The following is a 24,986-nucleotide window of genomic DNA, read 5'->3' on the forward strand; positions in this document are numbered from 1 at the left end:
TATCGAACGATCAGAGAGCGGCACGGACCGCTCTCCTTCAGAGCGTTACGCGCCGATTACAATCGGGCGTGCCAGAGGTGGAACCCCGGGTTTTGCTTGCGCAATACCGGCTTCGAACTCTGGACGGAAGTACTTGATCGCGCTGCCCAATGGCTCCACGGCACCCGGTGCGTGTGCACAGAACGTCTTGCCAGGGCCGAGGAAACCGACCAGACCCAGCAAGGTCTCGATATCGCCGGGCTGACCTTCGCCGTTTTCGATGGCCATCAGCAGCTTGACGCTCCATGGCAGGCCATCACGGCAAGGGGTGCAGAAACCGCAGGATTCGCGCGAGAAGAACTGTTCCATGTTGCGCAGCAGGGACACCATGTTGACACTGTCGTCGACGGCCATGGCCAGACCGGTACCCATACGGGTGCCGACCTTGGCGATGCCACCGGCGTACATTTGTGCGTCCAGGTGCTCCGGCAGCAGGAAGCCCGTACCGGCGCCGCCTGGCTGCCAGCACTTGAGCTTGAAGCCATCGCGCATGCCGCCGGCGTAGTCTTCGAACAGCTCGCGTGCGGTCACGCCAAACGGCAGCTCCCACAGGCCGGGGTTCTTGACCTTGCCTGAGAAGCCCATGAGCTTGGTGCCCATGTCTTCGCTGCCTTCGCGGGCAATGGCTTTGTACCAGTCAACACCGTTGCCAATGATGGCCGGGACGTTGCACAGGGTTTCAACGTTGTTCACGCAGGTCGGCTTGCCCCATACGCCCACGGCTGCCGGGAACGGCGGCTTGGAGCGCGGGTTGGCGCGACGGCCTTCGAGGGAGTTGATCAGTGCGGTTTCTTCACCGCAGATGTAACGCCCGGCGCCGGTGTGAACGAACAGTTCGAAGTCAAACCCCGAGCCCAGGATGTTCTTGCCCAGCAGGCCCGCTGCCTTGGCTTCTTCGACGGCACGGTTAAGGTGCTTGGCGGCGGTGGTATATTCGCCACGCAGGAAGATATAGCCACGGTAGGTTTTCAGTGCGCGGGCACTGATTAGCATGCCTTCGATCAGCAGATGGGGCAGTTGCTCCATCAGCATGCGGTCTTTCCAGGTGTTGGGTTCCATTTCATCGGCGTTACACAGCAGGTAACGGATGTTCATGGATTCGTCTTTGGGCATCAGCCCCCACTTCACGCCCGTGGGGAAACCGGCGCCGCCGCGGCCCTTGAGGCCGGCGTCTTTCACGGTCTGGACGATGTCGTCCGTGGCCATGTCGGCGAATGCCTTGCGGGCTGCCGCGTAACCGTCCTTGGCCTGGTACTCGTCAAGCCATACCGGCTCGCCGTCGTCACGCAGACGCCAGGTCAGAGGGTGGGTTTCCGGCGACCGCGCGATGCGGTTGGCAGGTCCGAAAGAAGTCAGGGTCATGGGTAGCCCTCCAACAACGTGGCGACGCCAGCAGGCTGTACGTCACCGAATGTGTCGTCGTCGATCATCAACGCCGGCGCCTTGTCGCAGTTGCCCAGGCAGCACACCGGCAGCAGCGTGAAACGGCCGTCTGCAGTGGTCTGGCCCAGGCCGATGCCCAGCTTGCTCTGGATTTCGCTGACCACGGACTCGTGGCCACCGATGTAGCAGACCATGCTGTCGCATACGCGAATGATGTGACGGCCCACTGGCTGACGGAAGATCTGGCTGTAGAACGTGGCCACGCCTTCAACGTCGCTGGCAGGTATGCCTAGCATTTCACCGATGGCGTAAAGCGCGCCATCAGGCACCCAGCCACGTTCCTTCTGAACGATCTTCAGGGCTTCGATCGACGCCGCGCGCGGGTCTTCGTAGTGATGCAACTCGTGCTCGATGGCCGAGCGCTCGGTTTCGCTCAGGGCGAAACGGTCTGTCTGGATAAGCGTGCTGTTCATGCTTAGCGGTCCACGTCGGCCATAACGAAATCGATACTACCCAGGTACGCAATCAAGTCCGCGACCATTTCGCCTTTGATCACCGAAGGGATCTGCTGCAGGTGCGGGAAGCTTGGGGTGCGAATCCGGGTGCGGTAGCTCATGGTGCCGCCGTCGCTCGTCAGGTAATAACTGTTGATGCCCTTGGTCGCTTCGATCATCTGGAAGGATTCGTTGGCCGGCATTACCGGGCCCCACGAAACTTGCAGGAAGTGCGTAATCAAGGTCTCGATGTGTTGCAACGTGCGCTCTTTAGGCGGCGGCGTGGTCAGCGGGTGATCCGCCTTGTACGGGCCGGCCGGCATGTTGCGCATGCACTGCTCGATGATTTTCAGGCTCTGGCGCATCTCTTCGACACGCACGATGCAGCGGTCGTAGGCATCGCCATTGGCCGCCAGCGGTACTTCAAACTCGAAGTTCTCGTAGCCGGAGTACGGACGCGCTTTACGCAGGTCGAAATCGCAGCCGGTGGAACGCAGGCCGGCACCGGTGACGCCCCATTCCAGGGCTTCTTTGGTGTTGTAGGCGGCAACGCCGATGGTACGGCCACGCAGGATGCTGTTGTCCAGAGCGGCTTTCTGGTACTCGTCCAGACGCTTGGGCATCCAGTCGATGAATTCCTTGACCAGGCGTTCCCAGCCGTTCGGCAGGTCGTGGGCAACGCCGCCGATGCGGTACCAGGCCGGGTGCAAACGGAAGCCGGTGATGGCTTCGATCACCTTGTAAGCGCGCTGACGGTCGGTGAACGTGAAGAACACCGGGGTCATTGCGCCCACGTCCTGGATGTAAGTCCCCAGGAACAGCAGGTGGCTGGTGATCCGGAAGAACTCGGCCATCATGATGCGGATGGTGTCTACCCGGTCCGGAACCTTGATACCCGCCAGTTTCTCGACCGAGAGTACGTACGGCAGGTTGTTCATCACGCCGCCGAGGTAGTCGATACGGTCGGTGTACGGGATGAAGCTGTGCCAGGACTGACGCTCGGCCATTTTCTCGGCACCACGGTGGTGGTAGCCGACGTCCGGCACGCAGTCGACAATCTCTTCACCGTCCAGCTGCAGAATGATGCGGAAGGCACCGTGAGCAGAAGGGTGGTTGGGACCGAGGTTGAGGAACATGTAGTCCTCGTTTTCCCCGGAACGCTTCATGCCCCAGTCTTCGGGTTTGAAACGGGCGGCTTCTTCTTCCAGCTGAACCTTGGCCAGCGTCAGGCTGTACGGATCGAACTCAGTGGCACGGGCCGGGAAGTCCTTGCGCAGCGGGTGACCTTCCCAGGTCGGCGGCATCATGATGCGCGACAGGTGCGGGTGACCTTTGAAGTCGATACCGAACATGTCCCAGACTTCACGCTCGTACCAGTTGGCGTTCGGCCAGATACCGGTGATGGTCGGCACGCTCAGGTCACTTTCGGACAGCGCCACCTTGATCATGACGTCGCTGTTACGTTCAAGCGACATCAGGTGATAGAAGACGGTGAAGTCTGCGCCCGATGGCAGGCCCTGGCGCTTGGTGCGCAGACGTTCGTCCACACCGTGCAAGTCGTAGAGCATGACGTAGGGTTTTGGCAGGTTGCGCAGGAAGGTCAGTACTTCAACCAGTTTCGCGCGGGTAACCCAAAGCACCGGCATGCCGGTGCGCGTGGCCTGGGCAGTGAACGCCTCAGGGCCAAAACGGGTGTTCAGTTCGACAACCACATCTTGGTCGTCAGCCTTATAAGGCGGGATGTACAGAGCGGAGCCTGTAGTCATGGTTTTTTATCGCTTTCGGTCAACGTAAAGAATGAAGCCAGTGTCTCGTTCTATTAAAGAAGCAGAGCTGGATCAGACTTCGTCGGGGCTGCGCAGGTTGGTGACCTGAATACGCTGTTCGCGGCGCTGTTCCTTTTGTGACGGCATCTCGGCGCGATAAACGCCTTGTTCGCCGACAACCCAGGAAAGTGGGCGACGCTCCTGGCCAATCGACTCTTGCAAGAGCATCAAGCCCTGCAGAAAAGCCTCTGGGCGGGGTGGGCAGCCAGGCACGTAAACGTCCACGGGCAGGAACTTGTCGACCCCTTGAACCACGGAGTAGATGTCGTACATGCCGCCGGAGTTGGCGCAAGAACCCATGGAAATAACCCATTTAGGCTCAAGCATTTGCTCATAGAGACGCTGGATGATCGGCGCCATCTTGATGAAGCAGGTACCGGCAATAACCATGAAATCCGCCTGACGCGGCGATGCCCGGATAACTTCGGCGCCAAAGCGCGCGATGTCGTGGGGCGCCGTGAAGGCGGTGGTCATCTCCACGTAGCAGCAGGACAGACCGAAGTTGTACGGCCACAGGGAGTTCTTACGTCCCCAATTGACCGTATTGTTCAGTACGTCCTCAAGCTTGCCCATGAAGATGTTTTTGTGGACTTGATCTTCTAACGGATCGGAAACGGTTTCCCGTTCGCCGATCGGGTACTGCTCGTTAGGAGCATCCGGGTCGATCCTGGTGAGTTCGTATTGCATCGCCAAAGCCTCATTGTTTCAGCTTGGCCTGCCGCTTACGACGAGCTTCCGGTGCCCAATCAAGAGCACCCACCCGAAATAGGTAGACAAGGCCTGCCAACAGAATTGCTATGAAAACGAGAGCTTCGACGAATCCGGTCCAGCCGCTTTCGCGAACAGACACAGACCAGGCAAAGAGAAAGAGGGCTTCGATATCGAAGATCACGAACAGCATCGCGACCAGATAGAATTTGGCTGAGAGCCGCAAGCGGGCGCCACCGGTAGGTAGCATGCCCGACTCGAACGGTTCGTTTTTGCTGCGACCCCAGGCTTTTGACCCGAGGAGGCTGGAGACGCCGAGCATGAAGGCACAAAGGCCGACAACACCGAGAAGGAAAATGGCAAAGCCCCAGTTGTGGGCTATGAGTCCTGTCGCTTCGGGCATGCTGGTAATCCTTAACAGAGAGCAAGGGTCTCTGAGCTTAAAAAAGAAATAAAGCAGTGACGATATGTCGCAGCGCTATTGATGGCCGGGATTTTATGGCTAAACACCCGGCAAGTAAATTTTCTAAGATGAATTAATTCAATCCTTTAGTGGTAGAGACAGTCACGAAGCCTGTCCAGCCCACGTAGCACGGGCATTACAGCGTGTTTTGTCGAATATGTTTTGTCGGCAAAGTAATCAATAAAATCCACTCTAAATGATAATTGATATCGTTTGAGTGCGTATCTGTCGGGCCTCCGCTGCAGGGGTGTGTGGAAGTTGGCTTATATATGTATGGGATGCAAGTTTTGGACTTGGCTTTTTACCTGATTCTTGTTTTCGGGTATGGACCTGGATCAGTTTTTTGTCGATTCAAAAGAAGACGGTACGTGGGCTGGTTGAGGGAGCTGGCTTGTCAGCGATCCTGTCGTGCTGGACGGAACAATTGAGGCTATCGCTGGCAGCCAGCTCCTGCCTAAAAAGGGGTCGCAAAAAAAAACGCCCCGAACCGGTCGGGGCGTCATGTTCAAGGCATCGCGTATTTTTCTCTGCAGGTCAGGCAATGTCTCTGTTTCTGTGTGTGGTGCTCAATCAGTGGAACTGTTCTTCTTCAGTCGAGCCGGTCAGGGCGGTTACGGAAGAAGAGCCGCCTTGAATCACGGTGGTCATATCATCGAAGTAGCCGGTGCCCACTTCCTGCTGATGCGCCACAAAGGTGTAGCCTTTTGCGGCGTCTGCGAACTCCTGTTCCTGCAGTTTCACGTAGGCGGTCATGTCGTTGCGGGCGTAGTCGTGCGCCAGGTTGAACATGCTGTGCCACATGTTGTGGATGCCGGCCAGGGTAATGAACTGGTGCTTGTAGCCCATTGCCGACAATTCACGCTGGAACTTGGCGATGGTCGCGTCGTCCAGGTTTTTCTTCCAGTTGAAGGAAGGTGAGCAGTTGTACGACAGCAGTTGGTCCGGGTATTCCTTTTTGATCGCTTCAGCAAAGCGGCGCGCTTCGTCCAGGTCCGGTTTGGCGGTTTCGCACCAGATCAGGTCGGCATATGGAGCATAGGCCAGGCCGCGAGCAATAGCCTGGTCCAGGCCTGCACGTACTTTGTAGAAGCCTTCCTTGGTCCGCTCGCCGGTCACGAATGGCTGGTCGTACGGGTCGCAATCAGAGGTCAGCAGATCAGCCGCATTGGCGTCGGTGCGGGCCAGAATGATGGTCGGGGTGCCCGCGACGTCTGCAGCCAGACGAGCAGCGGTCAGCTTTTGTACGGCTTCCTGGGTGGGCACCAGTACCTTGCCACCCATGTGACCGCATTTTTTAACCGAGGCCAGCTGATCTTCGAAGTGAACGCCGGCGGCGCCTGCTTCGATCATGCTCTTCATCAGTTCGTAGGCGTTCAGAACGCCGCCGAAACCGGCTTCAGCGTCGGCAACGATCGGTGCGAAGTAGTCGATGTAACCCTGGTCGCCCGGGTTCTTGCCAGCTTTCCACTGGATCTGGTCGGCGCGGCGGAACGAGTTGTTGATGCGCTTGACCACGGTGGGTACTGAGTCCACCGGGTACAGAGACTGATCGGGGTACATGGATTCAGCAGAGTTGTTGTCTGCTGCCACTTGCCAGCCCGACAGGTAAATAGCCTGGATGCCGGCTTTAACCTGTTGTACTGCTTGGCCCCCGGTCAGGGCGCCCATGCAGTTGACGAAATCTTTCTCGGGACGGAAGGACGGGTGTGCGCCCTGTGTCACCAGTTTCCACAGCTTGTCAGCGCCCAGTTTTGCAAAGGTGTGCTCGGGTTGAACCGAGCCGCGCAGGCGGACCACGTCAGCAGCGGAGTAATCGCGAGTCACGCCTTTCCAGCGTGGGTTTTCGGCCCAGTCTTTTTCAAGGGCTGCAATTTGCTGTTCGCGTGTCAGTGCCATGGAGATAAACCTCGTCGCATAGGTCTGGGTTGAAAAGTAATTGCTCCACCAGGCACACAACAATGTTGTTAAGCGTGAATGGCTACTCGCTATCGGCCGTGCAGGCCCAGAGCCATTTGGGGGCCTCTGAGTAGCGGGAGCGGGGCCATCATGCCTCTGCATTTTTACGTCGTCAAATGTTTTGTAGTGCTTTTTTAAAGACACTACATATTTACTGAAAAACGACTTGCCGGTCAGTTTTGGGCCTTTTAGTCGAGAGCATCTACTTTGACCCGCAAGGTCATGTCATCCCGGTTTTGAGTAGAGTAGTTGCGGGTTCCGGCTTGCTGTCCGGCCTGGCTCTGGCCGTTGATGCCGGCCAGTGTGATCCACTGGCCCAAGGGGCCGCTGACCTGTGTGTCGGTATTTTGAATGTTCACTACATCCGGCTGTTCCTGGCTCATGCGGTCGCGATGACTGCTGATGGCCAGGTGTACCGTTTCACCTGTTACGTTCGCCGTTACGTACATCCCGCGGGTCACGTCCCGGTAATCCGTTTGTGTGAGGACCCGGCCATAGGCGTCTGTCCGCAGGCTGGTGAGGGGCACGCTCTGTCCGGTCTGAATCAGCGCGGGCACGCCTTCGGTGGCCTGGATTTGCTGAATTCCGCCGTCGCGGCTGGCGGTACTGATCACGCGGGTATTGGCGTCGGGAGCCGGGAGGTTGGTGTCGCTGGTATCGACGGTGATCAGTAAGCGCCTGGCCGGTTTGTCGAGTTGCGATAGCAGATTTTCGAGGTTTTGAATTTTTTGTGCCGGTGCTTCGACGATCAATTGATTGCCGTAAGCGCTGACCTTGCCGTTTTTACCGATAAAGTTTTGTGCAATGGGTAGCAGGTCGGCGCTGGTGCGGTTCTGCAGAGTAATGACCTGGGTATCGGCCTGAGCGCTGATGCTGGAGAGCAATATCAGGCTGGTGATGATGGCGCGTAGGGACATATCCGTTATCTCCGCAATGCTGAAAAGGCATGTGGGGAGTGTGCCAGATAGCAAAACGCCCTGCGATCCGAAGATGGCGGGGCGTTACGCGGGATCTTTTGTGGAAGCGGACTCGCCCGCTCCCACAGGGTATGTGCCAGCCGTGACAGTCAGCTCGCACGCACCATATCAACATGTGGAATACCTGCTTCCAGGAACTCCTCGCTGACGATCTTGAAGCCCAGCCGCTCGTAGAATGGCGTGGCGTGTACCTGTGCACTGAGCATTTGTTGCTTCAGTCCGCGCTTTTCAGCTTCGTTGATGGTCGCCTGCATCAGCGCATCGCCGACTTTCAGGCCGCGCCAGTCCTTAAGCACCGAAACCCGGCCGATATGGCCGTCTGGCAAGAGCCTGGCGGTACCAATCGGAAAGTCGCCCTCATAGGCCAGAAAATGCACTGCGTCGGCATCGTCTGCGTCCCACTCCAGTTCGGGCGGGACATGTTGCTCGGCAATAAACACCGCTTCACGAATGCGTCGAAGTTCGGCGTTGTCCTTTTGCCAGCTGGCGACACGTACGTGAATCCTATTCATCGGCGAACCCCAGGCTTCCTTGTTTAACCAGCTCGCAGAGCAGGTTGCGTCCGTCTTCATCGGCCAGCCATGGGCCGAGGTTGTCACTGTGCAGTGCATCGGCGGCACAGATCATTTTCAGCAGTTCACGCAGCTTGCCCGGCAGCAGGCGGCTTTGGCCGCTGGCGAACAGCAGCAGGTCTTCATCGACTTCGGACCAGGCCAGGCGGGCGCTCGGGTTGCGGATCAGGACAGCGCCCTGTTCCAGGCTGCCCAGCAGGTCTTCTTCTTCGAGCTCTGGCCCGGTCACGAGTTCCGGGTAGCGCGGCTCGGTCATGAATTGGCCGAACCAGGTCAGCAGCATGCGCTCATCGCTCATGTGCTCGGTCAGCAAGCCTTTGAGGCGGTCCAGTGCATCGTGCTGGATCTGGTGCGGGTCGCTGACCGGTTGCGCGTCGGCGTCGGTGTAGCGCTCTTCGTCCGGCAGGTACTGGCTGAGGAAGTCGGTGAAATGGGTCAGCACTTCAGCTGCGCTTGGGGCGCGGAAACCTACCGAGTAGGTCAGGCAGTCATCTACGGCCACGCCGCAGTGCGCCAGGCGCGGTGGCAGGTACAGCATGTCGCCCGGCTCCAGGGTCCACTCGTCGGTGGCCTGGAAGTCGGCCAGGATGCGCAGGTCGGCGTGTTCCAGCAGCTTGCTGTCGGAATCGCACATCTGGCCGATCTGCCAGTGGCGCTTGCCGTGGCCTTGCAGCAAAAACACGTCGTAGTTATCGAAATGCGGACCAACGCTGCCACCCGGGGCGGCATAACTGATCATCACGTCGTCGATACGCCAGCTTGGCAGGAAGCGGAAGTTTTCCAGCAGCTCGCCGACTTCAGGCACGAACTGATCGACCGCTTGTACCAGCAAGGTCCACTCACGCTCCGGCAGTTTGCCGAACTCGTCTTCGGCGAACGGGCCGCGGCGCAATTCCCACGGGCGCTCGCCGTGTTCGATGACCAGGCGTGATTCGACTTCTTCTTCAAGTGCCAGACCGGCCAGTTCGTCGGCGTCGATCGGGCTTTCGAAGTCAGGAATGGCCTGACGGATCAGCAACGGTTTCTTCTGCCAGTAGTCGCGCAGGAATTCGCGTGCAGTGATGCCGCCCAGAAGTTGAAGAGGAATATCAGGATTCATGTGTAACCTATTGAAAAATTGCGCTTTGTAATCGGGAATAAAAACGCCCGGCACGGCCGGGCGTTAGTAGGTCGTTGCAGCGGTCAGATGCGCTTGGCCTGCTCGATGGCGTTACCAATGTAATTGGCTGGCGTCAGCAATTTCAGCTCGGCTTTAGCCGCTTGCGGCATTTCAAGGCCGTCGATGAAAGTTTGCAGTGCTTGCGGGCTGATGCCCTTGCCGCGGGTCAGCTCTTTGAGCTTCTCGTACGGGTTTTCAATGTTGTAGCGACGCATTACGGTCTGGATCGGTTCGGCCAGGACTTCCCAGCAGGCGTCCAGGTCGGCAGCGATCTTCTGAGCGTTAAGCTCAAGCTTGCTGATGCCTTTGAGGCTGGCTTCGTACGCGATAACGCTGTGCGCAAAGCCTACGCCGAGGTTGCGCAGTACGGTGGAGTCAGTCAGGTCGCGCTGCCAGCGGGAAATTGGCAATTTGCTGGCCAGGTGCTGGAACAGGGCGTTGGCGATACCCAGGTTGCCTTCGGAGTTTTCGAAGTCGATCGGGTTGACCTTGTGCGGCATCGTCGAGGAGCCGATTTCGCCGGCGATGGTGCGCTGCTTGAAGTAGCCCAGGGAGATGTAGCCCCAGATATCGCGATCGAAGTCGATCAGGATGGTGTTGAAGCGCGCGATGGCGTCGAACAGCTCGGCGATATAGTCGTGCGGCTCGATCTGTGTGGTGTACGGGTTGAACCCCAGGCCCAGCTCGTCTTCGATGAAGGCGCGGGCATTGGCTTCCCAGTCGATCTGCGGGTAGGCCGACAGGTGGGCGTTGTAGTTGCCCACGGCGCCGTTGATTTTGCCCAGCAGCGGGACTGCAGCAACCTGAGCGATTTGACGCTCCAGGCGGTAAACCACGTTGGCCAGCTCTTTGCCCAGGGTGGTCGGCGAAGCCGGTTGGCCGTGGGTGCGCGACAGCATCGGCACGTCAGCGAACTTGATTGCCAGTTCGCGGATGGCTTCTGCGGTCTGGCGCATCAGCGGCAGCATCACGTCATCACGGCCTTCGCGCAGCATCAGTGCGTGGGACAGGTTGTTGATGTCCTCGCTGGTGCAGGCAAAGTGGATGAACTCACTGACGTTGGCCAGTTCAGGCAGTTTGGCGGCCTGTTCCTTGAGCAGGTACTCAATGGCTTTGACGTCGTGGTTGGTGGTGCGCTCGATCTCTTTGACGCGCTCGGCGTGTTCCAGAGAGAAGTTTTCGGCCAGTTCATTCAGAACGGCGTTGGCTTCGGCGGAGAAAGCCGGGACTTCAGGAATGGCGGCGTGAGCAGCCAGGCGCTGGAGCCAGCGGACTTCAACCAGAACGCGGGCACGGATCAAGCCGTATTCGCTGAAAATCGGGCGCAGGGCCTGGGTTTTGCCGGCGTAGCGGCCGTCAACAGGGGAAACCGCAGTGAGCGAAGAAAGCTGCATGGGGTGTTCTCGGACAGTCGGGCAACGAAATGGGGCGCGTATCATACATGAAAAAAACGGCCGGTCCGTTGCCAACTGACCGGCGTCATACGCATATCGACGTTACAAAGTGTGCCTGCTGGCGTGTATCAGTTTCCGCGCAGCATCGGGTAAAGCTCTTTGAGCAGCTTGCGGCGGCTGATTACCAGCTGCCAGCGATGGCCACCCAATTGACGCCAAAGTCGTGCTGAGCGGATACCGGCCAGCAGCAGGGCGCGAATTTTTGAGGCGTTGCTCGGTTGTTGCAGGTTGCGCATGTCACCGTGGACCTGGATGCGCTGCCGAAGAGTGCTCAAGGTGTCCTGGTACAGCGCGCCACAGGCGGCTACCACGTTTTCATGGGCCGGACCGAAGTGCTCGACCTGTGAATGGATCTGCGGCAAACGCTTGCCGATCAGTTCCAGCATGTCTTCGCGCTTGGCCAGCTGGCGCTCAAGGCCGAGCATCGACAGGGCGTAGCGCAAGGGCTCGCGCTGTAGAGTATTGGGGTCGCGCTCAAGAGCGCCGATCAGGGCCCGGTAGCCTTCGCGCAGGTTGATGTCGTCACCGCCATAGACTTCGAGCGTGTCTTTGGGGTCGCGAATCAGCAGGCTGCCAAGCATGCAGCTCAAGTCGGCTTCGCTGACCTGGCCGGTCTTGGCGATCTTGTCTACCAGTACAGCAGCGAGGAATACACCGCCCAGGGCTATCAGTTGCTCCTGAGTGGGGTTCATGCGCGGCTGTCCTTGCTGGTCCAGGGCTCAGCGACTTCAATAACGCCGCCGCCCAGACAGACTTCGCCATCGTAAAACACCACGGACTGGCCAGGGGTGACGGCGCGTTGCGGATCATCGAACGTGGCGCGGTAGCCGTTGGCAGTCTTTTCCAGCGTGCAAGGCTGGTCGCTCTGGCGATAGCGGACCTTGGCCGTCAGGCGCAGCGGGGTGCTCAGGTCGATCGGATTGACCCAGTAGATTTCCGATGCAAGCAGGGCGCGGGAAAACAGCCATGGGTGATCGTTGCCCTGGCCGACGATCAGTTCGTTGTGCTCGAGGTCTTTGATCAGCACGTACCACGGCTCGTCGCTGGCGTCTTTGAGGCCGCCGATGCCCAGGCCCTGACGCTGGCCGATGGTGTGGTACATCAGGCCGTGGTGACGGCCTATGACTTCACCTTCGGTGTTTTTGATCTCGCCCGGTTGGGCTGGCAGGTACTGCTTGAGGAAATCGCTGAAGCGGCGCTCGCCGATGAAGCAGATCCCGGTGGAGTCTTTTTTCTTAGCGGTGGCCAGGTCGTGCTTTTCAGCAATTTTGCGCACTTCCGGTTTTTCCAGTTCGCCGACCGGGAACAGGGTCTTGGCGATTTGCTCACCGCCGACGGCGTGCAGGAAATAGCTTTGGTCCTTGTTCGTGTCCAGGCCCTTGAGCAGCTCGGTGCGGCCGTCAATATCGCGGCGGCGCACATAGTGGCCGGTGGCGATCAGATCGGCACCCAGCATCAGGGCGTAGTCGAGGAACGCCTTGAACTTGATTTCACGGTTGCACAGGATGTCGGGGTTCGGCGTGCGTCCGGCCTTGTATTCGGCCAGAAAATGTTCGAACACGTTGTCCCAGTACTCGGCGGCAAAGTTGGCGGTGTGCAGCTTGATGCCGATTTTGTCGCACACGGCCTGGGCGTCTGCCAGGTCATCCATGGCGGTGCAATAATCCGTTCCGTCGTCTTCCTCCCAGTTCTTCATGAACAGGCCTTCCACCTGGTAGCCCTGCTCGATGAGCAGAACGGCGGAAACGGAAGAATCGACACCGCCGGACATGCCGACAATGACGCGCTGCTTTTCGGGGGCGACTAAGGCTGGATCACGCATAAGGTTTCAATGAGTGTCTTGAAAAAGGACGCGATTCTAGCAGGCCCGAGCGCTCAAGGCTAAACCGAAGGGCGGATTAACGTCAGGTCGAACAGTTTACCGCTCAGATAATCGTCGATGCACTGCAGGCTCAGCTCGCTGCGCCAGCGATGACGTTGCTCGATGAGCTCGTCACGGGTCATCCAGAGCGGGCCGATGATGCCGGTGTCCAACTGGTAGTCGGGGTGGTGTTTAATGGCTTTGCCGGCAAAGCACACGCGCTGGTAGGTCACGCCGTTGCTGGGGGCGGTGTACAGATAAATGCCGATCACGCCGGTAAGTTCGACGTCGTAGCCGGTTTCTTCGAGGGTTTCGCGGATCGCGGCGTCGATCAGGCTTTCGTCCGGGTCGAGATGGCCGGCCGGTTGATTGAGCACGGCGCGCTCGCCTTTGAGCTCTTCAACCATAAGAAAGCGGCCATTGTCCTCAACGACAGTGGCGACGGTGATGTGGGGTTTCCATTCCATGAGGTATCTCGCTAGTAAGGCGTGGCTGATTTTCGTAGCAGCTGCCGAAGGCTGCGTCCGTTTGCAGAGCAATCGTCAAACCTGAGTGTGCGGTGTAACTGACAAATTGCGGGCATCGATTCTACGCCGACTGCGCCGCCGGACGCAGCCTTCGGCAGCTGCTACGAGACAGTCAGGCCCAAAAACACAAACCCCGGCGTCGTGGGCCGGGGTTTGTGTTGTTGCCTGTTGCTCTTACGCTGAGGCGATGATCGCATTCAGTGTTGGGCTAGGGCGCATTACTTTGCTCACCTTGTCGGCGTCGGCGTGGTAGTAACCACCGATGTCGACCGGCTTGCCCTGTACGGCGTTGAGTTCGGCAACAATTTTTGCCTCGTTCTCGGCCAGGGCTTTTGCCACAGGGGCAAACTGCGCTTGCAGTTCTTTGTCTTCAGTCTGGGCGGCCAGGGCTTGAGCCCAGTACAGCGCCAGGTAGAAGTGGCTGCCGCGGTTGTCGATGTTGCCGACTTTGCGCGATGGCGATTTGTTGTTGTCGAGGAACTGGCCGGTGGCCTGGTCCAGGGTCTTGGCCAGCACCAACGCTTTCGGGTTGTTGTAGGTCGTGCCCAGGTGTTCGAGGGAGGCTGCCAGAGCCAGGAACTCACCCAGCGAGTCCCAGCGCAGGAAGTTTTCTTCCAGCAGTTGTTGCACGTGCTTGGGTGCCGAACCGCCTGCGCCGGTTTCAAACAGACCGCCGCCATTCATCAACGGAACGATCGAAAGCATTTTGGCGCTGGTGCCCAGTTCCATGATCGGGAACAGGTCAGTCAGGTAGTCGCGCAGTACGTTGCCGGTCACCGAGATGGTGTCCAGACCCGCACGGGTGCGTTCCAGGGTGAAGTTCATGGCATCGACCGGCGCCATGATGCGAATGTCCAGGCCGCTGGTGTCGTGATCCTTCAGGTAAGTTTCTACCTTTTTGATCATCTCGGCGTCATGGCTACGCTTAGGGTCCAGCCAGAACACGGCAGGTGTGTTGCTGGCACGGGCACGGTTGACGGCCAGTTTGACCCAGTCGCGGATCGGCGCGTCCTTGGCCTGGCACATGCGCCAGATATCGCCTTCTTCAACCTTCTGCTCCATCAGCACGTTGCCGTTGCTGTCGGTTACGCGAACAATGCCATCGGCCTTGATCTGGAAGGTTTTGTCGTGGGAACCGTACTCTTCGGCTTTCTGTGCCATCAGGCCAACGTTCGGAACGCTGCCCATGGTGGTCGGATCGAAGGCGCCGTGCTTCTGGCAGTCTTCGATGGTCGCCTGGTAGATAGTGGCGTAGCAGCGATCAGGGATCACGGCTTTGGTGTCTTGCAACTGACCTTGCGTGTTCCACATTTTGCCGGAATCACGAATCATGGCCGGCATCGAGGCGTCGACGATAACGTCACTCGGTACGTGCAGGTTGGTGATGCCTTTGTCGGAGTTGACCATCGCCAGCGCAGGGCGGTTGGCGTAGACAGCTTCGATGTCGGCTTCGATTTCAGCTTGCTTCTCGGCCGGCAGGGCCTTGATGCGGGTGTACAGGTCGCCGATACCGTTGTTCAGGTTGAAACCGATTTCTTTCAGGATGTCTGCGTGTTTTTCCAGCGCATCCTTATAGAACTCAGCCACGATCTGACCGAACATGATCGGGTCGGAAACCTTCATCATGGTGGCTTTCAAGTGAACCGAGAACAGTACGCCCTTTTTCTTGGCGTCTTCGATTTCGGCCGCGATGAACTCGCGCAATGCCTTTTTGCTCATGACGGAGCAATCGATGATCTCGCCGGCCTGGACGGAGGTTTTCTCTTTCAGGACAGTGGTAGTGCCGTCTTGAGCGATCAATTCGATCTTGACGCTACCCGGGGCTTCGATCAGGGCGGCTTTTTCGCTGCCGTAGAAGTCGCCTTCGCTCATATGAGCTACGTGGGATTTGGAGTCTGCGCTCCAGGCGCCCATTTTATGCGGGTGCTTGCGGGCGTAGTTTTTGACCGACAGCGGTGCGCGGCGGTCGGAGTTGCCTTCGCGCAGTACCGGGTTTACGGCGCTGCCCATGACTTTGCTGTAACGCGCTTTTACTTCTTTCTCAGCGTCAGTGGTCACGGTTTCCGGGTAGTCCGGAATGTCAAAGCCCTGCGCTTGCAGTTCTTTGATCGCGGCCTGCAATTGCGGGACCGAGGCGCTGATGTTAGGCAGCTTGATGATGTTGGCTTCAGGTGTAACGGCCAGGGCGCCCAGTTCGGCGAGGTGGTCTGCTACAGCCTTGGCACCCAATTGCTCGGGGAAGCTGGCGAGGATACGGCCCGCCAGAGAGATGTCGCGCGTCTCAACGGCGATATCAGCGCTAGCGGTAAAGGCTTCGATGATAGGCAGCAGTGAATAGGTGGCGAGCGCCGGAGCTTCGTCGGTGAAGGTGTAGATGATCTTCGAACGGTTGGGCATTTCGGATTAACTCTCTTCTTTGCTGAGCGTGCTCAGATACTCGAGATGCGCAGGGTAGGCGCTTTCGTTCACAGTGAACAATGAGCCGAAAGTCGAGGTTCTTCGCGGTGATGTGAATGCATCAGTAGAGCGTCAAGCGGTCGAGCCGGGGTAACGACTCAGCCTTTCTAGGCCTGAAAGACTCATTCCAGTAGGTGTATCTGAGTGACTCCGTGGTCACCGGCGCAGTATACATAGGTCACTAATGTTCCTGCGAGGGCCGCGCAATATCGACGGTCATCCATTGGTCTAAGAATGGGTCGCCCGCTATGCGGGTATCCTGGGCTTTGGCCTTTGTTTTCGGGGCTGACATGGCGGGTACCCATAAGTGGAGTTGTGCATGGGATACGGCGAGATCAAGGCGCCATAAAAAAACCGTCCGGTTCGAGTGAATGAGCCGGACGGTTTTTTATGGGGGTGGTTTATGCGGGCGGGTCAGACCTGCAGGCTGTTCACCTCTGACTCGGTGATAGGCGATGGCGCAATGGCTTTTGCATCGGTAATCGCTACGGCATGCAGGCCCTTTGGACCTTGAGTAATCTCGAAGCTTACGGGCTGGCCGGCCTTGAGTGTTTTATAGCCGTCCATCTGGATGGCGGAAAAGTGGGCAAAGAAGTCGATTTCTTTTCCGTCGTCGTCTTTGCCTTCCTTGGCCTCTGTATTGATAAAGCCGAAGCCCTTGGCATTGTTGAACCACTTGACCTTGCCTTGCATACTCATATCCCTCTGCTGCAAACGACTCCATCACTGGAGTATCATCCAGTTCACTCGCACATTAACCATCAAATATGGTTGACTGCGCGGACCTTTACTCCCCACTGTGGGTTGCATTGGTTGTAACACCGTTTTACCGATAGTCAAGGTCACGCGGCGGCGCTGTTGAAATTTGACACGTTTGCCTCCATCACTGTAATCGCTCAACAACGAACCTTTCTTTCCATGCATGCAATCAGCCAGACTCGACTAACATTCAATCAGGATCAGCCCGATTTTGATGGCGAAGACTCCGCTGGCTTGGCTGTGCAAGAGGCTAAGCCTGCGCTCCAGGCGCCGCCTATGTACAAGGTGGTTTTGTTCAACGATGACTACACACCCATGGATTTCGTTGTAGAAATTCTTGAGGTGTTCTTTAACTTGAATCGCGAATTGGCGACCAAGGTCATGCTGGCCGTCCATACAGAAGGACGGGCTGTGTGCGGCATCTATACCCGCGACATTGCCGAGACCAAGGCGGCGCAGGTAAACCAGTACGCACGCGAAAGCCAGCATCCGCTACTCTGTGAAATCGAGAAGGACGGTTAACGCCGACCACTTGGGTATGAGGTGAAGCCATGTTAAATCGCGAGCTCGAAGTCACCCTCAATCTGGCCTTCAAGGAAGCGCGCTCCAAGCGTCATGAGTTCATGACGGTTGAGCACCTCCTTCTTGCGCTCCTGGATAATGAGGCGGCCGCAACCGTTCTACGCGCCTGTGGCGCAAACCTCGACAAACTCAAGCATGACCTGCAAGAGTTTATTGATTCCACTACTCCCCTGATCCCTGTGCATGACGAAGATCGCGAAACCCAGCCAACTCTGGGCTTTCAGCGCGTCTTGCAGCGTGCCGTATTCCACGTTCAAAGTTCTGGCAAGCGTGAAGTCACCGGTGCCAATGTACTGGTAGCGATTTTCAGCGAACAAGAAAGCCAGGCCGTGTTTCTGCTCAAGCAGCAGAGCGTTGCGCGTATTGATGTCGTCAACTTTATTGCCCATGGCATTTCCAAAGTGCCGGGGCAGGGCGATCACTCCGACGGCGATCATGAAATGCAGGACGAAGAGGGTGGCGAGTCGTCGTCCTCAAGCAATCCGCTGGATGCCTATGCCAGTAACTTGAACGAGCTGGCTCGTCAGGGTCGCATCGATCCTCTGGTGGGGCGCGAAATGGAGGTTGAGCGTGTTGCTCAGATCCTGGCGCGTCGCCGCAAAAACAACCCGTTGCTGGTCGGTGAGGCCGGTGTGGGCAAAACCGCAATTGCCGAAGGCCTGGCCAAGCGCATTGTCGACAATCAAGTGCCTGATCTGCTGGCTAACAGCATCGTCTACTCCCTTGATCTCGGTGCCTTGCTGGCAGGTACCAAGTACCGTGGCGATTTCGAGAAGCGTTTCAAGGCGCTGCTCGGCGAGCTGAAAAAACGCCCGCATGCGATTTTGTTCATCGATGAGATCCATACCATTATTGGTGCCGGAGCTGCTTCCGGTGGCGTGATGGACGCCTCCAATCTGCTTAAGCCGCTATTGTCCTCGGGTGATATCCGCTGCATCGGTTCGACGACGTTCCAGGAATTTCGCGGGATCTTCGAAAAAGACCGTGCCCTGGCGCGCCGCTTCCAGAAAGTCGATGTGTCCGAACCTTCGGTTGAAGACACCATTGGTATCCTGCGTGGCCTCAAGGGGCGTTTTGAGCAGCATCACGGTATCGAATACAGTGATGAGGCCTTGCGCGCCGCCGCTGAACTGGCTTCACGCTACATCAATGACCGGCACATGCCGGACAAGGCCATTGATGTCATCGACGAAGCGGGTGCCTATCAACGCTTGCAGCCAATCGAGAAGCGCGTCAAGCGTATCGAGGTGGCACAGGTCGAAGATATCGTTGCGAAAATCGCACGTATTCCTCCAAAGCATGTGTCCAGCTCGGACAAAGAGCTGCTGCGTAATCTGGAGCGGGACCTGAGAATGACCGTGTTCGGTCAGGACGCAGCGATTGATTCGTTGTCGACGGCGATCAAGCTTTCCCGTGCCGGTCTCAAGTCCCCCGACAAACCTGTTGGCTCGTTCCTGTTTGCAGGGCCGACCGGGGTCGGTAAAACCGAAGCTGCACGCCAGCTGGCCAAGGCTTTGGGGATCGAACTGGTGCGTTTCGACATGTCCGAGTACATGGAGCGCCACACCGTATCGCGTTTGATCGGTGCACCTCCGGGCTACGTGGGCTTCGACCAGGGCGGCTTGCTCACGGAAGCCATTACCAAGCAGCCGCATTGCGTGCTGCTGCTCGATGAGATCGAGAAGGCTCACCCAGAGGTCTTTAACCTGCTGTTGCAGGTCATGGATCACGGTACGCTGACCGATAACAACGGGCGCAAGGCCGACTTTCGCAACGTGATCGTAATCATGACCACCAATGCGGGCGCCGAGACAGCTTCGCGGGCTTCAATCGGTTTCACGATTCAGGACCATGCGTCCGATGCAATGGAAGCGATCAAGAAGAGCTTCACTCCGGAGTTCCGTAACCGCCTGGACACCATCATTCAATTTGGTCGCCTCAGCCATGAGGTTATCAAGCATGTGGTGGACAAGTTCCTTACCGAACTGCAGGCGCAACTGGACGACAAGCACGTGCAGCTGGTGGTGTCGGACGAGGCGCGAGGCTGGTTGGCAGCTGGCGGCTACGATGCGCTGATGGGGGCACGCCCGATGGCGCGTTTGATCCAGGACAAGATCAAGCGTCCATTGGCTGAAGAGATTCTCTTTGGTGAGTTGGCCGAGCATGGCGGTGTGGTACACATCGACCTGAAAGACGGCGAGCTGACCTTTGAGTTTGAAACTGCGGTCGAAATGGCTTGATCTGAAGTTGCTGCATAAAAAAAGCGCCGAGAGGCGCTTTTTTTTATGCGTGGACTGTTTGTGGGGGCTGCATCGCGAGGCAAGCTCGTTCCTGCGGGGGGGGGCAAATCGCGGACACACAAAAACGCCCGGCGAACCGGGCGTTTTGTATTGACTTGATTAACGAGCGCGGTAAGTGATACGCCCTTTGCTCAAGTCATAGGGCGTCAGCTCGACGCGCACTTTGTCACCGGTAAGAATACGAATGTAATTCTTGCGCATCTTGCCGGAAATATGCGCGGTTACGACGTGCCCATTTTCCAACTCCACGCGAAACATGGTGTTGGGCAGGGTGTCGACGACAGTGCCTTCCATTTCGAAGCTGTCTTCTTTCGACATGCAGTAAAGCCCTCGGTGTCCAATGAATGGCCCGGTGCAACTGCGCCAGGCAAAAGCGGCGTGCATTGTGCCCGAAAAATGGGGTTTAAGCCAAGGGTTCAGTTAACAGTGCTCCATCTCTGATTTATCAGCAGCTCAATTGGCCGATATTCAGTCTTGTAATTCATCTTTTTGCAGTTCTTGATCCAGTACCCCAGATACAGCGCGTCAAGCCCCAGACGCCGGGCTTCGCCGATCTGCCAGAGAATCCCGTAACGCCCCAGACTGCGGCGCTCTTCGGCCGGATCGTAGAAGGTGTAGACCGCCGATAAACCATTGGGCAGCACGTCTGTCACGGCGACCGCCAGCAAGCGTCCGTCCAGGCGAAACTCATAGAATTTGGAGAACGGCAGGTCGCGCACCAAAAAAGTCGAAAACTGATCGCGGCTCGGTGGATACATGTCGCCATCGGCATGTCGCTGCTCAATGTAGCGCTGGTAAAGAGCAAAATTCTCTTCGCTGAAAACGGGGTTTACGGCTTGTACCTGCAAGTCGGCATTGCGCTTGAAAATACGTTTTTGCTGACGGTTGGGCATAAACCGGGCGACGGGAATGCGCGCCGGCGTACACGCATCGCATTTCAGGCAATGCGGGCGATAGAGATGATCACCACTGCGCCGAAAGCCCATCTCGGACAAGTCGGCATAGACCTGCACATCCATCGGCTGGCTGGGATCGAGGAACAGCGTGGTGGCTTGTTCGTCGGGCAGGTAGCTGCAAACGTGAGGTTGAGTGGCATAAAACTTCAAACGCGCCAGCTCGGTCATGATGGGCCCTCGGGAAATCTTTTGAATTAAGTGTAAGCCAGTGGGCAAAACCCGCCTGAAAACACATCGGGTAATCGCTGTGACTTCTGCAGGGGCTCTCGGTCTCTGGGCTGGAGCAATGACCGGTCTTCGGGTCATTACACCCTCCTGCCTCGACAGCGACTACACAACCCATTGTGCTGCAGTGGGCTGGTCCAGGTGATCGCGCAAGTACTCGGCAAACTGCTGGCGCGGGATTGAGCGCGCGCCCAGGCTTTCCAGATGGCCGGTGGGCATCTGGCAATCAATCAGTACGAAGCCCCAGGCCTGGAGGTGCCTGACCAGCGTCGCAAAGCCGAATTTTGAAGCGTTATCGGCACGACTGAACATGGACTCGCCAAAAAAAAGCTGGCCCATTGCTAGTCCGTACAGGCCGCCGACCAGTTCACCGTTATCCCAAATTTCAACCGAATGGGCGAAGCCACGGGCGTGAAGCTCGATGTAAGCATTTTGCATTTCATCGGTAATCCAAGTCCCGTCCGCATAGCTTCGTGGTGCGGCACACGCCTGAATGACACTGGCGAAGTCGCGATCAAAGCTGACTTGATAGCGTTGCTGGCGCAAAAGTTTGCCGAGGCTGCGCGATACATGCAGTTCCTCGGGTAGCAGGACGGTGCGGGGATCTGGCGACCACCAGAGAATGGGTTGGCCTTCGGAAAACCACGGGAAGCAGCCGTGGCGGTAAGCCTGGATCAGGCGGTCGGCCGATAGATCGCCGCCAGCGGCCAAAAGCCCGTTGGGCTCGCGCATGGCTTTGTTCAGTGGGGGGAATGTCAGGGTGTCGCGTTTTAACCAGGTCAGCATGGCAATCCGTCTTGCAGAAGAAGGGGAGGGCGGCTGCAACTCTGTCGCGCAAATGCGGTCTCAGTCGATCTGCCAGTTAAATGTAAGCTGTGTTTTGACGCTGGTATAAGTCTTTGTCACAAAAGGCAATACATGCTCAAATTGGCGCCTTCGGACCTGTCGCGGAATGATTTTACCCGTGTCTGGAGCCAGCGTGGCATCAGCGGCTTAAACCCGTACAATGGCCCGCCTGTTTGAGCTGATCTAGACTGCACGGATGTCGCTGCAAGCAACTGCGGGTAATAGTACAAGGCTATGTACAGCGCTAGTCCAGTTTCATGTCGGAACTTGTCATCTGCTCAAGCCGGGCAGGACTTTGCAGTCAATTCAGTCAATTAATAGTTGGGCGCGCCACAGGCGCAGGAAAAGACCCGTTTTGAAGAAATCCACAGCAGCACCCAAAGCAGTTCCTCTCTGGCGTCAGCAATTGCACTACCGGCTCAAGGAAGGTGCACTGATCGCTATTGGCGCCCTATGCCTGTTTTTGATGATGGCCCTGCTGACCTACGGCAAGGACGATCCTGGCTGGAGCCATAACAGCCGTGTCGTCGATGTGCAGAACTTCGGCGGACCGGCAGGTTCCTACAGCGCTGACATCCTGTTTATGGTGCTCGGATACTTTGCCTACATCTTCCCTTTGCTGCTGGCGATCAAGGCCTTTCAGATCTTCCGTGAGCGCCATCAGCCCTGGCAGTGGAGCGGCCTGCTGTTCTCCTGGCGCCTGGTCGGCCTGATATTTCTGGTGCTCTCTGGCGCTGCCCTGGCCCATATTCACTTCCACTCGGCCTCGGGTCTGCCGGCCGGCGCGGGTGGCGCGCTGGGCGAAAGCCTTGGTGATCTGGCCAAAAACGCTCTGAACATCCAGGGCAGCACCTTGCTGCTGATTGCATTGTTCCTGTTCGGCCTGACGGTGTTCACTGATCTGTCCTGGTTCAAGGTCATGGACGTGACCGGCAAAATCACCCTCGATCTGTTTGAGTTGATCCAGGGGGCCGCCAATCGCTGGTGGTCGGACCGCAACGAGCGCAAACAGCTTGTCGCCCAATTGCGTGAAGTCGATACCCGGGTCAATGAAGTGGTCGCCCCTAGCGTCTCCGACAAACGTGAGCAGGCCAAAGCCAAGGAGCGCTTGATCGAGCGCGAGCAGGCTTTGACCAAACACATGTCCGAGCGTGAAAAGCACGTGCCGGCAGTTATCGCACCGGCGCCGGCCAAAGCACCAGAGCCGAGCAAACGGGTACAAAAAGAGAAGCAGGCTCCGTTGTTTGTCGACAGCGCGGTTGAAGGCACATTGCCACCCATCTCAATTCTTGACCCGGCCGAGAAGAAACAACTCAATTACTCCCCTGAATCCCTTGCAGCTGTTGGCCATCTGCTTGAAATCAAACTCAAGGAGTTCGGGGTCGAGGTGTCGGTGGATTCGATCCACCCGGGGCCGGTGATTACCCGTTACGAAATTCAGCCGGCGGCCGGGGTCAAGGTCAGCCGTATTGCCAACCTGGCCAAAGACTTGGCGCGCTCGCTGGCCGTGACCAGTGTTCGGGTGGTTGAAGTCATTCCGGGCAAAACCACAGTGGGCATCGAGATCCCCAACGAAGACCGCCAGATCGTGCGGTTCTCTGAAGTGCTGTCGACCCCCGAATTTGATGACGCCAAGTCGCCTGTCACTCTGGCCTTGGGTCATGACATCGGTGGCAAGCCGGTCATTACCGACCTGGCGAAGATGCCGCACTTGCTGGTTGCCGGTACGACCGGTTCCGGTAAGTCCGTAGGTGTGAACGCCATGATTTTGTCGATTTTGTTCAAGTCAGGCCCGGAAGACGCCAAGCTGATCATGATCGACCCGAAAATGCTTGAACTGTCGATCTATGAAGGCATTCCGCATTTGTTGTGTCCGGTGGTAACGGACATGAAAGATGCCGCTAACGCCCTGCGCTGGAGCGTTGCCGAGATGGAGCGGCGCTACAAGTTGATGGCCAAGATGGGTGTACGAAACCTCGCGGGCTTCAACCAGAAAATCAAGGATGCCCAGGCTGCCGGCGAACCGCTGACCGATCCGCTGTACAAGCGTGAAAGCATCCATGACGAAGCGCCGCTGCTGGTCAAATTGCCCACCATCGTAGTGGTGGTCGACGAGTTTGCCGACATGATGATGATCGTCGGCAAGAAGGTTGAAGAACTCATTGCCCGGATCGCCCAGAAAGCCCGTGCTGCGGGCATCCACCTGATCCTCGCCACTCAGCGCCCGTCGGTGGATGTGATCACCGGTCTGATCAAGGCCAACATTCCGACCCGTATGGCGTTCCAGGTGTCGAGCAAGATCGATTCGCGCACCATCATCGATCAGGGGGGGGCCGAGCAACTGCTGGGCCATGGTGACATGCTCTACATGCCGCCCGGCACCAGCCTGCCGATTCGTGTACACGGCGCGTTCGTGTCTGACGAAGAAGTGCACCGGGTGGTTGAAGCCTGGAAACTGCGTGGCAGCCCTGATTACAACGATGACATCCTGGCCGGCGTTGAAGAGCCGGGTAGCGGCTTTGATGGCGGCAGCAGCGAGGGCAGTGACGACGCTGAAACCGATGCGTTGTATGACGAGGCGGTTCAGTTTGTACTCGAAAGCCGTCGTGCCTCGATATCTGCAGTGCAGCGCAAGCTGAAAATTGGTTATAACCGGGCCGCTCGTATGATCGAGTCCATGGAAATGGCCGGGGTTGTAACCTCAATGAATACCAATGGCTCGCGCGAAGTGTTGGCGCCGGCCCCAATGCGCGATTGATTTGCCTCTAGGCATTCGCGAGCAGCGTTCAACTAATCAATGAGGATTTCCATGCGTTTTGTCAGCATGCTTTTGCTGCCTGTATTGGCCTTTACTGCATTTTCGGCCAGTGCTGCCCAGCCCGATGTTCAGAGTTTGACCAACCTTCTGGAAAAGTCGAAAACCCTGACTGCCAATTTTTCACAGTTGACCCTTGATGGTGGCGGTACTCAGTTGCAGGAGACCGCAGGCGAAATGGCCTTGCAACGTCCTGGGCTGTTCTACTGGCACACCAATGCGCCACAAGAACAGACCATGGTTTCCGATGGCCAGAAAGTCACCTTGTGGGACCCAGATCTTGAGCAGGCTACGATCAAAAAGCTTGATCAGCGCCTGACTCAGACTCCGGCCTTGCTGTTGTCGGGTGATGTGTCGAAAATCAGCGAAAGTTTCGATATCACTTCAAAGCAGGCAGGTGGGGTGATCGACTTCACGCTCAAACCGAAAACCAAAGACACCCTGTTTGACTCACTGAACCTGTCGTTCCGTAACGGCGTGATCAACAACATGCGTCTGGTCGACAGCGTGGGTCAGCGCACTGACATCCTGTTCAGTGGTGTAAAGGCCAACGAGCCGATCCCGGCTGCAAAATTCAAGTTCGATATCCCCAAAGGGGCTGATGTCATCCAGGAATAATCCTGGATC

Annotated in this window: 22 protein-coding genes; 4 read left to right on the forward strand and 18 right to left on the reverse strand. The window is 57.5% G+C overall.

Annotation, left to right across the window (positions count from 1 at the left end):
- Nucleotides 1-45: 45 nt before the first annotated feature.
- The 15 genes from nuoF to AOC04_RS04675 form a co-directional block, all read right to left on the reverse strand.
- On the reverse strand, nt 46-1,401 hold the full coding sequence (nuoF, locus tag AOC04_RS04605) for an NADH-quinone oxidoreductase subunit NuoF (protein WP_060691359.1): 1,356 nt from the start codon (nt 1,399-1,401) through the stop codon (nt 46-48).
- Nucleotides 1,398-1,895 carry an NADH-quinone oxidoreductase subunit NuoE gene (gene nuoE, locus AOC04_RS04610; protein ID WP_010656198.1) on the reverse strand — a complete coding sequence of 166 codons (498 nt, stop codon included), beginning with the start codon at nt 1,893-1,895 and terminating at the stop codon, nt 1,398-1,400. The genes nuoF and nuoE overlap by 4 nt, the downstream gene beginning before the upstream one ends.
- 2 nt (nt 1,896-1,897) lie before the next feature.
- Nucleotides 1,898-3,682 carry an NADH-quinone oxidoreductase subunit C/D gene (gene nuoC, locus AOC04_RS04615; protein WP_003446985.1) on the reverse strand — a complete coding sequence of 595 codons (1,785 nt, stop codon included), beginning with the start codon at nt 3,680-3,682 and terminating at the stop codon, nt 1,898-1,900.
- A gap of 72 nt (nt 3,683-3,754) precedes the next feature.
- A complete protein-coding gene (locus AOC04_RS04620; RefSeq protein ID WP_060691360.1) occupies nt 3,755-4,429 on the reverse strand; it encodes a NuoB/complex I 20 kDa subunit family protein in 675 nt (224 codons plus the stop codon).
- A 10-nt stretch (nt 4,430-4,439) separates the two neighbouring features.
- The gene (locus tag AOC04_RS04625) at nt 4,440-4,853 is read right to left on the reverse strand and encodes an NADH-quinone oxidoreductase subunit A (RefSeq protein ID WP_003446990.1); all 414 of its coding nucleotides are present in this window, start codon (nt 4,851-4,853) and stop codon (nt 4,440-4,442) included.
- A gap of 630 nt (nt 4,854-5,483) precedes the next feature.
- The gene (gene aceA / locus AOC04_RS04630; RefSeq protein ID WP_060691361.1) at nt 5,484-6,809 is read right to left on the reverse strand and encodes an isocitrate lyase; all 1,326 of its coding nucleotides are present in this window, start codon (nt 6,807-6,809) and stop codon (nt 5,484-5,486) included.
- Nucleotides 6,810-7,057: 248 nt separating this feature from the next.
- A complete protein-coding gene (locus tag AOC04_RS04635; RefSeq protein ID WP_060691362.1) occupies nt 7,058-7,786 on the reverse strand; it encodes a secretin N-terminal domain-containing protein in 729 nt (242 codons plus the stop codon).
- A gap of 149 nt (nt 7,787-7,935) precedes the next feature.
- Nucleotides 7,936-8,358, reverse strand: coding sequence for a GNAT family N-acetyltransferase (locus tag AOC04_RS04640; RefSeq protein ID WP_060691363.1), 423 nt, complete (start codon nt 8,356-8,358; stop codon nt 7,936-7,938).
- On the reverse strand, nt 8,351-9,517 hold the full coding sequence (locus AOC04_RS04645) for a ribosomal protein uL16 3-hydroxylase (RefSeq protein ID WP_060691364.1): 1,167 nt from the start codon (nt 9,515-9,517) through the stop codon (nt 8,351-8,353). Before AOC04_RS04645 ends, AOC04_RS04640 begins: the two co-directional genes overlap by 8 nt.
- A gap of 83 nt (nt 9,518-9,600) precedes the next feature.
- Nucleotides 9,601-10,971: an adenylosuccinate lyase gene (gene purB, locus AOC04_RS04650; protein WP_060691365.1), complete on the reverse strand. Its 1,371-nt coding sequence runs from the start codon at nt 10,969-10,971 to the stop codon at nt 9,601-9,603.
- Nucleotides 10,972-11,099: 128 nt separating this feature from the next.
- Nucleotides 11,100-11,723, reverse strand: coding sequence for a high frequency lysogenization protein HflD (gene hflD, locus AOC04_RS04655; RefSeq protein WP_060691366.1), 624 nt, complete (start codon nt 11,721-11,723; stop codon nt 11,100-11,102).
- A complete protein-coding gene (mnmA, locus tag AOC04_RS04660) occupies nt 11,720-12,853 on the reverse strand; it encodes a tRNA 2-thiouridine(34) synthase MnmA (RefSeq protein WP_060691367.1) in 1,134 nt (377 codons plus the stop codon). Before mnmA ends, hflD begins: the two co-directional genes overlap by 4 nt.
- Before the next feature lie 59 nt (nt 12,854-12,912).
- Nucleotides 12,913-13,359 carry an NUDIX hydrolase gene (locus tag AOC04_RS04665; RefSeq protein ID WP_060691368.1) on the reverse strand — a complete coding sequence of 149 codons (447 nt, stop codon included), beginning with the start codon at nt 13,357-13,359 and terminating at the stop codon, nt 12,913-12,915.
- A 234-nt stretch (nt 13,360-13,593) separates the two neighbouring features.
- Nucleotides 13,594-15,816, reverse strand: coding sequence for an NADP-dependent isocitrate dehydrogenase (locus AOC04_RS04670; RefSeq protein ID WP_060691369.1), 2,223 nt, complete (start codon nt 15,814-15,816; stop codon nt 13,594-13,596).
- Between the two features lie 474 nt (nt 15,817-16,290).
- Nucleotides 16,291-16,569: a cold shock domain-containing protein gene (locus AOC04_RS04675; protein WP_060691370.1), complete on the reverse strand. Its 279-nt coding sequence runs from the start codon at nt 16,567-16,569 to the stop codon at nt 16,291-16,293.
- A gap of 225 nt (nt 16,570-16,794) precedes the next feature.
- Between AOC04_RS04675 and clpS the strand changes: the two genes are divergently transcribed.
- Both clpS and clpA read left to right on the forward strand, forming a co-directional pair.
- Nucleotides 16,795-17,157, forward strand: a complete 363-nt coding sequence (gene clpS / locus AOC04_RS04680) for an ATP-dependent Clp protease adapter ClpS (protein ID WP_003447027.1) — start codon at nt 16,795-16,797, stop codon at nt 17,155-17,157.
- Between the two features lie 29 nt (nt 17,158-17,186).
- The gene (gene clpA / locus AOC04_RS04685) at nt 17,187-19,457 is read left to right on the forward strand and encodes an ATP-dependent Clp protease ATP-binding subunit ClpA (protein ID WP_060691371.1); all 2,271 of its coding nucleotides are present in this window, start codon (nt 17,187-17,189) and stop codon (nt 19,455-19,457) included.
- A 159-nt stretch (nt 19,458-19,616) separates the two neighbouring features.
- Here the strand turns inward: clpA and infA are convergent, their stop codons facing one another.
- The 3 genes from infA to aat form a co-directional block, all read right to left on the reverse strand.
- Nucleotides 19,617-19,835 carry a translation initiation factor IF-1 gene (gene infA / locus AOC04_RS04690; RefSeq protein WP_002553999.1) on the reverse strand — a complete coding sequence of 73 codons (219 nt, stop codon included), beginning with the start codon at nt 19,833-19,835 and terminating at the stop codon, nt 19,617-19,619.
- 98 nt (nt 19,836-19,933) lie between these two features.
- Nucleotides 19,934-20,641, reverse strand: coding sequence for an arginyltransferase (locus tag AOC04_RS04695; RefSeq protein ID WP_060691372.1), 708 nt, complete (start codon nt 20,639-20,641; stop codon nt 19,934-19,936).
- 162 nt (nt 20,642-20,803) lie between these two features.
- Nucleotides 20,804-21,484, reverse strand: a complete 681-nt coding sequence (aat, locus tag AOC04_RS04700) for a leucyl/phenylalanyl-tRNA--protein transferase (RefSeq protein WP_060691373.1) — start codon at nt 21,482-21,484, stop codon at nt 20,804-20,806.
- Nucleotides 21,485-21,857: 373 nt separating this feature from the next.
- On the opposite strand from aat, the gene ftsK reads away from it, so the two are divergent.
- A complete protein-coding gene (gene ftsK, locus AOC04_RS04705) occupies nt 21,858-24,302 on the forward strand; it encodes a DNA translocase FtsK (protein ID WP_397457208.1) in 2,445 nt (814 codons plus the stop codon).
- Nucleotides 24,303-24,353: 51 nt separating this feature from the next.
- Nucleotides 24,354-24,977 carry an outer membrane lipoprotein periplasmic chaperone LolA gene (gene lolA / locus AOC04_RS04710; RefSeq protein ID WP_060691375.1) on the forward strand — a complete coding sequence of 208 codons (624 nt, stop codon included), beginning with the start codon at nt 24,354-24,356 and terminating at the stop codon, nt 24,975-24,977.
- The last annotated feature ends 9 nt before the right edge of the window (nt 24,978-24,986 follow it).

It is taken from the genome of Pseudomonas versuta (genome assembly GCF_001294575.1).
Lineage (GTDB): Bacteria > Pseudomonadota > Gammaproteobacteria > Pseudomonadales > Pseudomonadaceae > Aquipseudomonas > Aquipseudomonas versuta.

Bases quoted from the DNA above. Each gene is read 5' to 3' on its own strand.
- AOC04_RS04625 (WP_003446990.1), bottom strand. From the start codon at position 4,853: ATGCCCGAAGCGACAGGACTCATAGCCCACAACTGGGGCTTTGCCATT.
- AOC04_RS04665 (WP_060691368.1), bottom strand. From the start codon at position 13,359: ATGGAATGGAAACCCCACATCACCGTCGCCACTGTCGTTGAGGACAAT.
- AOC04_RS04620 (WP_060691360.1), bottom strand. From the start codon at position 4,429: ATGCAATACGAACTCACCAGGATCGACCCGGATGCTCCTAACGAGCAG.
- nuoF (WP_060691359.1), bottom strand. From the start codon at position 1,401: ATGACCCTGACTTCTTTCGGACCTGCCAACCGCATCGCGCGGTCGCCG.
- AOC04_RS04675 (WP_060691370.1), bottom strand. From the start codon at position 16,569: ATGCAAGGCAAGGTCAAGTGGTTCAACAATGCCAAGGGCTTCGGCTTT.
- lolA (WP_060691375.1), top strand. From the start codon at position 24,354: ATGCGTTTTGTCAGCATGCTTTTGCTGCCTGTATTGGCCTTTACTGCA.
- nuoC (WP_003446985.1), bottom strand. From the start codon at position 3,682: ATGACTACAGGCTCCGCTCTGTACATCCCGCCTTATAAGGCTGACGAC.
- AOC04_RS04635 (WP_060691362.1), bottom strand. From the start codon at position 7,786: ATGTCCCTACGCGCCATCATCACCAGCCTGATATTGCTCTCCAGCATC.
- AOC04_RS04670 (WP_060691369.1), bottom strand. From the start codon at position 15,816: ATGCCCAACCGTTCGAAGATCATCTACACCTTCACCGACGAAGCTCCG.
- purB (WP_060691365.1), bottom strand. From the start codon at position 10,971: ATGCAGCTTTCTTCGCTCACTGCGGTTTCCCCTGTTGACGGCCGCTAC.
- clpS (WP_003447027.1), top strand. From the start codon at position 16,795: ATGCATGCAATCAGCCAGACTCGACTAACATTCAATCAGGATCAGCCC.
- mnmA (WP_060691367.1), bottom strand. From the start codon at position 12,853: ATGCGTGATCCAGCCTTAGTCGCCCCCGAAAAGCAGCGCGTCATTGTC.
- aat (WP_060691373.1), bottom strand. From the start codon at position 21,484: ATGCTGACCTGGTTAAAACGCGACACCCTGACATTCCCCCCACTGAAC.
- clpA (WP_060691371.1), top strand. From the start codon at position 17,187: ATGTTAAATCGCGAGCTCGAAGTCACCCTCAATCTGGCCTTCAAGGAA.
- aceA (WP_060691361.1), bottom strand. From the start codon at position 6,809: ATGGCACTGACACGCGAACAGCAAATTGCAGCCCTTGAAAAAGACTGG.
- infA (WP_002553999.1), bottom strand. From the start codon at position 19,835: ATGTCGAAAGAAGACAGCTTCGAAATGGAAGGCACTGTCGTCGACACC.
- AOC04_RS04640 (WP_060691363.1), bottom strand. From the start codon at position 8,358: ATGAATAGGATTCACGTACGTGTCGCCAGCTGGCAAAAGGACAACGCC.
- hflD (WP_060691366.1), bottom strand. From the start codon at position 11,723: ATGAACCCCACTCAGGAGCAACTGATAGCCCTGGGCGGTGTATTCCTC.
- AOC04_RS04695 (WP_060691372.1), bottom strand. From the start codon at position 20,641: ATGACCGAGCTGGCGCGTTTGAAGTTTTATGCCACTCAACCTCACGTT.
- nuoE (WP_010656198.1), bottom strand. From the start codon at position 1,895: ATGAACAGCACGCTTATCCAGACAGACCGTTTCGCCCTGAGCGAAACC.
- AOC04_RS04645 (WP_060691364.1), bottom strand. From the start codon at position 9,517: ATGAATCCTGATATTCCTCTTCAACTTCTGGGCGGCATCACTGCACGC.